Below are 6,934 nucleotides of genomic sequence, written 5' to 3' on the forward strand. Positions count from 1 at the left end.
CCCGGTCGCCCATGAGCTACTTCCGCTCCTGGATGGCGGTCCCCCTCATGCTGAAGGACCGCAGCCTAGGCTCCCTGAGCCTGGTACATGCCGAACCCGGCTTCTTCCGGCCGGAGCACGTCGAACTGGCGTCAACCGTGGCCAATCACATCGCGATAGCGATCGAGAACGCGCGTCTCTTCGAGGAGGGCTCCAGGAAGGCGCACCAGCTGGAGACGCTCCTGGACACCTCGCGCGCCATCGCCTCCACGCTCGAGCTCCAGCAGCTCTTCGAGGTGACCATGGACCGCCTCCGTGACCTCATCCCATACACCGGCGGGGGCATCGGTCTGGAGCTCGACGGCCGGCAGCTCATCGGCGCAACCCGTCGCCCGGGAGCAGACACGTCTCCCATACCGCGCCGCCCGGGCTGGCTGGAGAGCAAGACGATGCGGTCGCTCCGCGCCGGTATCCCTATCGTCATCGATGACCTCAGAGGGGATGAGCCGCTTGCCGTCGACTTCAGGTCGTGGCTCCTCGCTGACATTGCGGAGACACCTCTGGCCTACGCGCGGTCACTCATGGCGGTGCCGCTGATAGTACGCGGGGCTGCCGTCGGCGACGTGAGCCTCACCCACGAGCGGCCGGGATACTTCACTCACGAGCACGTCGAGCTTGTCCAGACCGTCGCCAACCACCTGGCGATCGCGATCGAGAACGCTCGCCTCTTCGAGGAGAGCAGCCGCAAGGCCCGGGAGCTTGGCGCCTTGTTGGAGCTGTCCCGGTCGATGGCGTCGACGCTGGACCTCGAGGAGCTGTTCGAGGTCACGCTGGACCGATTGCAGGACCTGGTCCCTCACTCCGGCGGCAGCATCTCGCTCAGGACGCAGGAAGGGCTCCGGTACTCCACGACACGGCGTCCCAGCGGCGACGAGTCGCTCTTGCAGCGCCGGCCAGGCTGGTCGGAGAGCAATTACATGAAGGCGATCAGCCGCGGGATGCCGGTCCTCATCGACGACCTCCGCGGGGACGAGCCACTTGCCGTCGAGTATCGTTCCTGGCTTGCCTGTGACATCGAGGAGTCGCCGGTCGCCTACGCCCGCTCCATGCTGGCTGTGCCGCTGGTGGTCAAGGGAATGGCCTTCGGCGACGTGACCCTCGCACACGAACGGCCGGCGTACTTCCGAAAGGAGCACGCGGAGCTCGTACAGACCGTCGCCAACCACCTGGCGATCGCGATCGAAAACGCGCGGCTCTTCGACGAGACCTCACGCAAGGCGGCCGAGGTTGCGGCCCTTTTGCAGGCGAACGAGGTGCTGCATCGCTCGCTTTCCCTTCCCGAGGTCTTTCAGGCCCTCGTCGACGTCTCAGTGGACGTCCTGCGCGTGGACATGAGCGCGGTGCTCCTGCGGGATGCGCCCGACCGCCCCCTGCGTGTGCGCGCGCAGCGCGGCTTCGACCCGGACAAGATCGAGGCAGCCCGCGATGAGGTCGCGGCCCTGGACTTGCAGCTGCCGGAGACCGGCAGCCAGTGGGTGGTGTCCGACACCCTGGGCGACCCGCGGGCGAGCCAGCCGCTGACCGTGGGGTTGGACATGAGGGCGACGCTTCAGGTGCCTTTGCGGGTAGGCAGCGCCCTGGGCGTATTCGTCTTTGGCTATCGCGCGCCCCGTTCGTGGAGCGCCGATGAGGTCAGGCTCTGTCAGTCGCTTGCAGAGCGCGCGTCCGCGGCCATCGAGAACGCGCTTCTCTTCGAGCAGAGCGAAAGTCACGCCCGCGAGTTGGAGGCGCTCTACAAGGCAGACGAAAAGCTATTCTCCTCGCTTGACCTCGACGCTGTCCTGCAGAACCTGGCTGACATCAGCGTCGACATCCTCGGCGCCGAGAAGAGCTTGGTGCTCATGGCCGACGACGTCGGCGCCGGCCTGCGCCCCAAGGCCTGGCGCAACATGTCGCCCGCCCTCGTTGCCTACTTCTCGCGGGAGCATCCCTATGTCGGAGACGTCCGCAGCCCGGACGGCGAATTCGAAGACCTCGATGCCAGCCATCCGGACCACTCCTTCCTGTCCGCCGAAGGCGTGAGGGCCGGCATGGAGGTCGCCATCGTCGGCGAGGGCCGGCGCTACGGCTCCTTTGCCGTCGCTTACTCCCGCCGGCACAGCTTCTCGACGGAGGAGAAGCGCGTCCTGGGCGCCCTGGCTGCGCGGGCCGCTGTCGCCATCCGCAACGCGGCCCTATTTGCCCGTGCCCAGCAGGCAGCCTCTCTGGAGGAGCGCCAACGCCTGGCCCGCGAGCTGCACGACTCCGTCTCCCAGGCGCTGTACGGTATCGCGCTCGGCGCCCGCACGGCGCGTACTCAGCTGGACCGCGAGCCGGAAAAGGCCGCCGAACCCCTGAACTACGTGCTCTCCCTCGCCGAAGCCGGTCTTGCCGAGATGCGCGCCCTTATCTTCGAGCTCCGCCCCGAGTCGCTGGAGTCCGAGGGGCTGGTGGCCGCGCTCGAGAAGCAGGTCTCGGCCACGCGGGCCCGTCACGGGCTTGAGGTGCAGGCAAGCCTCTGCGCCGAGCCCGATGTCGCCGTCGAGGTGAAAGAGGCGGCCTATCGCATCGCCCAGGAAGCGCTGCACAACGTCGTGAAGCACTCCCAGGCGAGGTCCGTGCGGCTCGTGCTTGCAGCCGAAGGCGACGCCCTCCGCCTCACGGTCGCCGACGACGGGCGCGGATTCGACCCGGACTCGGACTTCCCAGGCCACATGGGCCTGCGCTCGATGCGAGAACGCGCTGAGCGCGCCGGCGGCACGCTTACCATCGACGCTGCCCCGGGCCGCGGCGCCGCGGTGACTGCCGTGTTCCCGCTGCCCTGACGGCGTCTTGCGGACGAATGGCAACCGCCGGCTAGCAGTGCGCGTCGAGCCAGTCGAGCATCTCGCCGATCACCTGGGGATGCTCGGGCTCATTGAAGATCTCGTGCATGAGTGTGGGATACAGCTTTAGCGTCTTGTCGGCGGAGCCCACGTCCTCGTAAAGGGCCCTGCTGCGGGGGCCGTCGCCCAGCGGCGAGGCTCCGCCGGCCATGATCAGGATCGGGAGCCTTATCTCGGGGACCAGGTCCGGGAGCTGCTGGCTGAACATTGCCCTGATCGCCGAGCGCTCGGGGGGAGGACCCGTGTACACCAGGGGGTCGTTCCGGTAGGCCTCGATCACTGCCGGGTCGCGGCTGAGCGTGGACGCCAGGTCGCCGGTACGGGGCGGGGTCGCGGCGCGCACCGCTTCCGCCCGCGCCGGATCCTTGGGCGTAATGCCGCCGCCGGAGAGCACCAGGCCTGCGAGTTCGTGCTGGTGCCGGACCGCGTAGCCGGTGGCAATTGCGGCGCCCATGCTGTGCCCGATCAGGAACACCTTCTTGCCGGGCTGCGCCGCGCTCACGAGGTCGAAGAAGGTCTTCAGGTCGGTGAGGTAGTCCTCGAAGCTGTCGACCTGCACGCGCTCGCCGTCGGAGCGTCCGTGGCCGCGGTGGTCCAGGGCGTAGACGGCGTATCCCCGCGGCACGGCGAGGCGGACTACGTTCTGGTAGCGGCCGCTGTGCTCCGCGTAGCCGTGCGCGATGAGGAGCGTGGCCCTGGGCTCCCCGTCCGGAAGCCAGTACTGGTAGTAGATATTGAAGTCCTGGAGTCCCCTGAAGCTTCCTTCGCCGTGCTCCAACCCTCGCTCCTCTCGCGTGGACGCACGCGTCACGGCCCTTCCGGTCGCCGCAAACCCGCCGGCTGGCTCAACGGCTGATGTGCCGAGATGCTGAAGTGCCGAGAAAACCCTGGAGCGCCCAGGGGGAATTGAACCCCCGCCTCATCCTTGGGAGGGACGCGTGCCGCCACAACACCTTGGGCGCCCACCTGCAGTTTAGCAGACCATACCCGGCCGCCCGCGCCTAGCGGCCGCGTATGGCGGCTTCGCCGGCGCTGTGCGCCCAGCGGAGGCAGCGGACAGCCACCTTGAAGGCCTCCCGGCCTGCGGGGGCTCTAGAGCCGCCGGCGCTGGGCAGCCTTCGGTGGATGTCATCCGGCAGCGTTGCCCTCGGCCTCGCCGAGCAGCAGCCGGACGAAGGTCTGGTTCGTGAGCGCGCCGGGGCGGGCCGCCCGGATCGCCTCGACGATCTCGGAGGGCGAAGCCCCGAGTTCGCGCAAGATCAAGCCCGCCATGAGCGCGCTGCGGTTCATCCCCTGCTTGCACATCACCATCAGCCGCAGAGGCGCCGCATGGCCCGCCAGCTCGGTGGCGTCGAGCGCCTCCCCCAGGACAGCGGCGGCGACGTCCTTGGCCAGCCTCTCGAGGCGATGAAACGAAGAAGGCACGACCTCCAGGTCGGCGAAGACGCGCGGGAACCAGGCGGCTGCCGCTTCTTTGAAGCGCTGCGGCAGGTCGCCGGCGCAGTCGATCAACCAGGCGCCCTCGAGGTGATGCTCCTCCACCGGGTCACCTATCGCGGAGTCGGCCCCGCCCACCCAGAGTTCGACCTCGATGTCGTCCCGGTGGGTGATAGGCAGGCGAGTGGCCCTGGGCTCGAAGCGGTGGTGGTCCTGCGGGTCGTAGAGGTCCGTCGTCAGGCTCATCCGGAGTCGATGTTACCCGGTTCTGCATGCCCTAGCTCGATGAGCCGGCGCCTCAGTTCGTCGTACTGCTCCCACGTCAGGAGTGACAGCAAATCGTCCGGCGGCGTGCCGAGGACGCGGGCGACCGTGCGCAGGCGGCCGCGGAGCAACGCCGCCTCTATGTCCGCGCGCAGGCCCAGAACGCGCACCGGCGGGCTTGGCACCAACTCTACGCTGTCCAGTTCCGGCCAGGGGTCGTCGTAGCCGGCGCGGCGAAGGGCATCCCGCAGCTCCTCCACGCAGCCGCGCTCGCCGAACAGTTCCAGCAGCTCTTCCGGCGCCCGTTCCACGATCTTCGCGACCGTGAAGAGCGCCGCCTTGTAGAGCCGCCAGTAGGTGCGGACGGAGAGGTCCAGTTGAGTGATGATGCGGTGGGGGTCGGGTGCAGGCACAGGTCGGACCATCAACGGGCCGGCGCTTCAGGCGGCCAGCAGTTCAGGACTGGAGGCGAGCGAATCGACAGGCGCTTCGGGGGCTTCCCGAATCATCTGGTCAACGCTTCCAGAACTGCCACCACTGCTTTCTGGAGGCGCCAGCGTGCTCCATCTCCATCATCGTGTGGCCCTTGCTGTGGTCATACTCTGTCTCGCGCTGAAGGACGCCGGCCGTATCGGCATCGAATTCTGCTTTGCAGCCCATGGAGCAGAAGTAGTAGGTCTTGCCCTCATGGTCGGAGCGCCCGGCCGCTGACGAGATCTCGATGTCCATGTGGCAGACGGGGTCGTGCACGGTCTGGGTTGGTGTGGTCATCGGCGGTGCCTCCTCTTCAGGGCGCGCTATCGGACGGCACGATCATATGGCGGACGGCCGCGAATGTCCCGTCCGGGATAGCGTCGCGGTCCGCATACTGCCGCCGGCCCTGGCAGCGCAGCCGCCAGCGGCCGCCAGTGCCGCGCGGGATGGGCTCTCCGCTCTCGATGTCATGGCGGTAAAGGCAAGCGATGGCCCGGCGCCACGCAGGCGTCCGGGCTTTCGCAAGCGAGGCGGTGTGGCCGCTATTCCTGGCGGGCGGGGCGCTGGAAGGGCGTGAAGACGTTGTTTTGCGGCACAGGCGCTTCCATGGCTGCGGCCCAGGTCTCGCCGTTGAGCTTGCGGAAGCGGTCCTTCGTGGCGTCGTCGCAGAACTTGTTGATGATCTGCGCGTCGTTCATGACGATCCCCGTGCCGGTCTCCGGCGTCATGGTCGCCAGGATCACGGCGGCCTCTACGTAGCTGTCGGGGGGCGGCGTGTTCATCCCGCCAGGGCGGCCGCCTCCGACCTGTCCCGGTGCGCGCCCGAAGAGGAGCCCCGGCGTCTCGATACCGCCTACCGGCTTCATGCAGTTCACAGCGATGCCGTTCTGCCGCAGCTCGTTGGCAAGGCCGAGCGTCATGGACTCGACCGCCCGCTTCGTCATGCCGTAGTGCGAGCCTCCCCGGTCCGCTGCAACCGAGGAGATGTTGATGATGCTGCCGCTGCGCTGCTCCATCATCGCCGGCAGGACGGCGCGGATGCAGTAGAAGGGGCCGAAGACGTTCACCCTGAACTCGAGCTCGAAGTGGCGGATCTGGATGTTGGACAGGAAGCCGGGCGGCTGCACGGCGGCGTTCGTCATGAGGACGTCGACCCGGCCGTACTTGTCCAGCACAGCCTTGGCCATGGCCTCAACGCTTGCGTTGTCGGCCACGTTGCAGACTACCGGGAACGCCTCGCCGCCCGCCTCCTCCACGAGCTTCGCGGTGTGGTAGATCGTGCCCGGCAGGCGCGGGTCTGTCTCCTGCTCGGTGCGCGCCGCGATGACGACTGTCGCCCCCTCCTTCGCATAGCCGACCGCGCAGTACTGGCCCAGCCCGCGGCTGGAGCCGGTGATGATGCAAACCTTACCCTTGAGCCGGTCACCCATAGTTTCTTCCTCCTCCTGGCCCGCAAAGGTTACGCCCCGAGAAACGGTGGATCAAACGCCGGACGGCACGCCTCGAGCCGGCCGCGGATCATGGCCGAAAGGCGGTTTCGAGCGCCGTGTGGGTTGGGCCTCTCCAGCGATGCAGCCCTCATCCCGCGCCACTGGGTCCGCAGGCCGGCGTGCTTATGCCCGGGCCAGGATGGCCTGGCCCTCGGCGCGGACGATTGGCGCCACCCTCTTCGCGAATAGCTCGAGTTGCCTGACGTCGGCCGGCGGCCTGGCGCGCAATATGAAGTCCCCCACCCCGGCCCGCACGTACTCCAGCACCTGCTCGGCGCACTGCTCAGGCGTCCCAACTACGGCGCCGCGCCGCAGCGCCTCCCTGTCACCGCCCGCGCGCCGCACCGCATCCTCGACCTCCGCTTC

At 68.2% G+C, this 6,934-nt stretch carries 7 protein-coding genes and 1 tRNA gene; 1 reads left to right on the forward strand and 7 read right to left on the reverse strand.

Annotation, left to right across the window (positions count from 1 at the left end; all coding sequences use genetic code 11):
* Window positions 1–2,843 (forward strand): GAF domain-containing protein (locus tag VNN10_16005; protein ID HXH23522.1); only part of this gene is annotated, 2,843 nt, incomplete at its 5' end.
* Between the two features lie 31 nt (window positions 2,844–2,874).
* Here VNN10_16005 and VNN10_16010 read toward each other — a convergent pair.
* The 7 genes from VNN10_16010 to VNN10_16040 all read right to left on the reverse strand — a co-directional run.
* Window positions 2,875–3,681, reverse strand: coding sequence for a lysophospholipase (locus VNN10_16010; protein ID HXH23523.1), 807 nt, complete (start codon window positions 3,679–3,681; stop codon window positions 2,875–2,877).
* 110 nt (window positions 3,682–3,791) lie between these two features.
* Window positions 3,792–3,865 (reverse strand) — tRNA-Gly (locus VNN10_16015).
* Window positions 3,866–4,031: 166 nt separating this feature from the next.
* A complete protein-coding gene (locus VNN10_16020; protein ID HXH23524.1) occupies window positions 4,032–4,586 on the reverse strand; it encodes a hypothetical protein in 555 nt (184 codons plus the stop codon).
* Window positions 4,583–5,017 carry a hypothetical protein gene (locus VNN10_16025; GenBank protein ID HXH23525.1) on the reverse strand — a complete coding sequence of 145 codons (435 nt, stop codon included), beginning with the start codon at window positions 5,015–5,017 and terminating at the stop codon, window positions 4,583–4,585. The genes VNN10_16020 and VNN10_16025 overlap by 4 nt, the downstream gene beginning before the upstream one ends.
* A 100-nt stretch (window positions 5,018–5,117) precedes the next feature.
* Window positions 5,118–5,375 carry a YHS domain-containing protein gene (locus tag VNN10_16030; GenBank protein HXH23526.1) on the reverse strand — a complete coding sequence of 86 codons (258 nt, stop codon included), beginning with the start codon at window positions 5,373–5,375 and terminating at the stop codon, window positions 5,118–5,120.
* Window positions 5,376–5,620: 245 nt separating this feature from the next.
* The gene (locus VNN10_16035) at window positions 5,621–6,508 is read right to left on the reverse strand and encodes an SDR family NAD(P)-dependent oxidoreductase (GenBank protein ID HXH23527.1); all 888 of its coding nucleotides are present in this window, start codon (window positions 6,506–6,508) and stop codon (window positions 5,621–5,623) included.
* 183 nt (window positions 6,509–6,691) lie between these two features.
* Window positions 6,692–6,934: hypothetical protein (locus VNN10_16040; GenBank protein HXH23528.1), on the reverse strand; the 243-nt coding region annotated here is incomplete at its 5' end.

It is taken from the genome of Dehalococcoidia bacterium (assembly GCA_035574915.1).
GTDB lineage: Bacteria > Chloroflexota > Dehalococcoidia > DSTF01 > WHTK01 > DATLYJ01.